The sequence below is a fragment of the Mesorhizobium sp. M1A.F.Ca.IN.020.06.1.1 genome, from assembly GCF_004023265.1.
Lineage (GTDB): Bacteria > Pseudomonadota > Alphaproteobacteria > Rhizobiales > Rhizobiaceae > Mesorhizobium.
In genome coordinates this window covers 1-1,992 of record NZ_RZSR01001044.1, presented here as the reverse complement: position 1 = coordinate 1,992, position 1,992 = coordinate 1, and the positions used below count along the sequence as shown (strand labels likewise).

The window sequence follows — 1,992 nt, the reverse complement described above, 5'->3', positions numbered from 1 at the left end:
TGCCGGGACCGCTCGCCATCCTGCTGATGGCGCTGGCCGCCGCGCCGGCCAGCGCCATCAGCAGGATGGCGAGCGGTCCCGGCATCGGGATGGCGCCTACGGCACAACTCGCAACCGCGCCGGCCAGCAGCTGGCCTTCGGCCCCGATGTTCCAGAATTTGGCGCGGAAGGCGATCGCCACAGCAAGGCCGGTGAAGATCATCGGCGCGGCGCGCACCAGCGTCTCGGTGATTGCGTAGCTGTCGCCGAGCGAGGCCGAGAGCATCACGCCATAGGCCTCGATGACACCGGCGCCGGCGACGGCGATGAGACCGCTGCACAAAACCAGCGCGACGGCGATGGCGAGTAGCGGCAGTGCGAGATTGAACCAGGCCGGCGTCGAGCTGCGGACTTCGAGACGGAACATCAGGCGTGCTCCCGAGGCAATTCCATAGCTCTACGCCCTCCCCTCCGCGCCGGTCATCAGCAGCCCAAGCCTCGCGACGGTGGCCTCCGGGCCGGAAAGCGTGCCGGCGATGCGACCCTCATACATCACCGTGATGCGGTCGCAGAGCATCAGCAATTCCTCGAGATCCTCGCCAATCACGATGATCCCGCAACCCTTCGCCCGCATGGCCAGGAATTTTTCGTGGATGAACCGTGCAGCGCCGATGTCGAGGCCGCGCGTCGGCTGCGAAACGATCAGCACCTTCGGGTCGAAGGCGAGCTCGCGCGCCAAAAGCGCCTTCTGCAGATTGCCGCCGGAAAGCGCGCCGGCGCGCGTCATGGGCCCGGGACAGCGTATGTCATAGGCCTTGATCTGCGCTTCGGCGAAGGCGCGGATCGCCACCGGATCGAGCAGCCCCATGCGGCTGAAGGCCTCGGTGCCGATGCGGGGCAGCACCATGGAGTCGGCTAAAGGCAGGTTGGTGACCAGCCCGGTCGTCATCCGGTCCTCCGGAATGCGGCCAAGGCCGAGCGCCTGCAGCTCGCGCGGCGAAAATTGCGCAACTGCTTTGCCGGCTATCGTCATCGAACCGGCACTCGGCGACAGCATGCCGGAGATCACATCAGCCAGCGCCCGCTGGCCATTGCCGGAGACGCCGGCAACGCCGAGGATCTCACCGGCGCGGACGAAGAGCGAGACCTCGCGCAGCGGCGTGCCGCCATGGCTTGAGGTGGAGATGCCGTCGAGCGTCAGCACGGGCGCGCCCGGCGTCGAAACCTCCTTGATCGGCGGCATGATTTCGTGGCCGCACATCAGCTTGGCCATCTCGGCCGAGGTGGTTCCTGCCGGATAATCGACCCGGCCGGCGACCTTGCCATGCCGGAGCACGACGCAGCGATGGGTGAGCGCCCTGACTTCGTTGAGCTTGTGCGAGATGAAGATGATGCCGAGCGCTTGCGCCGCCATCGAGCGCAGCGCGGCGAAGAGGCCATCGACCTCGCTGGGCGCCAGCACCGCCGTCGGCTCGTCGAGGATCAGGAGCCTGGCGCCGCGAAAGAGCGCCTTGATGATTTCCAGCCGCTGCTGCTCGCCGATCGAGAGCGCCGAGACCGGCAGGCCGGGATCGAGATGCAAGCCATGTTGGCGACCGATCTCCTTCAGCCGCGCCAGCCCGCCCGTGCGGTCGATGCGGCCGGACTTGCCGGCAATGCCGATCAAGAGGTTTTCCAGCACCGTCAGCCGCGGCGCCAGATGAAAATGCTGATGCACCATGCCGATGCCGGCCGCGAGTGCATCGGCCGAATTTTGGATGGCGACCGGCCTGCCCTCGACCAGGATCTCGCCCGCATCCGGCGCATAAGCGCCGAACAGCACGTTCATGAGCGTCGTCTTGCCGGCGCCGTTCTCGCCGAGCAGGCCAAGGATCTCGCCGGGGGCGACGCTGAGATCCACGCCCTCGTTCGCCTTGACGGCGCCGAAGCTCTTGGTGATGCCGCGCATTTCGATCAGTGGGACGGGCAAGGATGCTCCTAATATCCCTCCCCCTCGAGGGGAGGGTGGCCTGC

The 1,992-nt window shown here is 67.0% G+C and carries 1 protein-coding gene and 1 pseudogene; both read right to left on the bottom strand.

Translation table 11 applies throughout. From position 1 onward, the window contains the following. Positions 1 to 406 (bottom strand): annotated as a pseudogene (locus tag EOA60_RS30710) (ABC transporter permease); the annotation flags it as partial. A gap of 30 nt (positions 407 to 436) precedes the next feature. Continuing rightward, positions 437 to 1,948, bottom strand: a complete 1,512-nt coding sequence (locus tag EOA60_RS30705; protein ID WP_095826247.1) for an ABC transporter ATP-binding protein — start codon at positions 1,946 to 1,948, stop codon at positions 437 to 439. Positions 1,949 to 1,992: the final 44 nt, after the last annotated feature.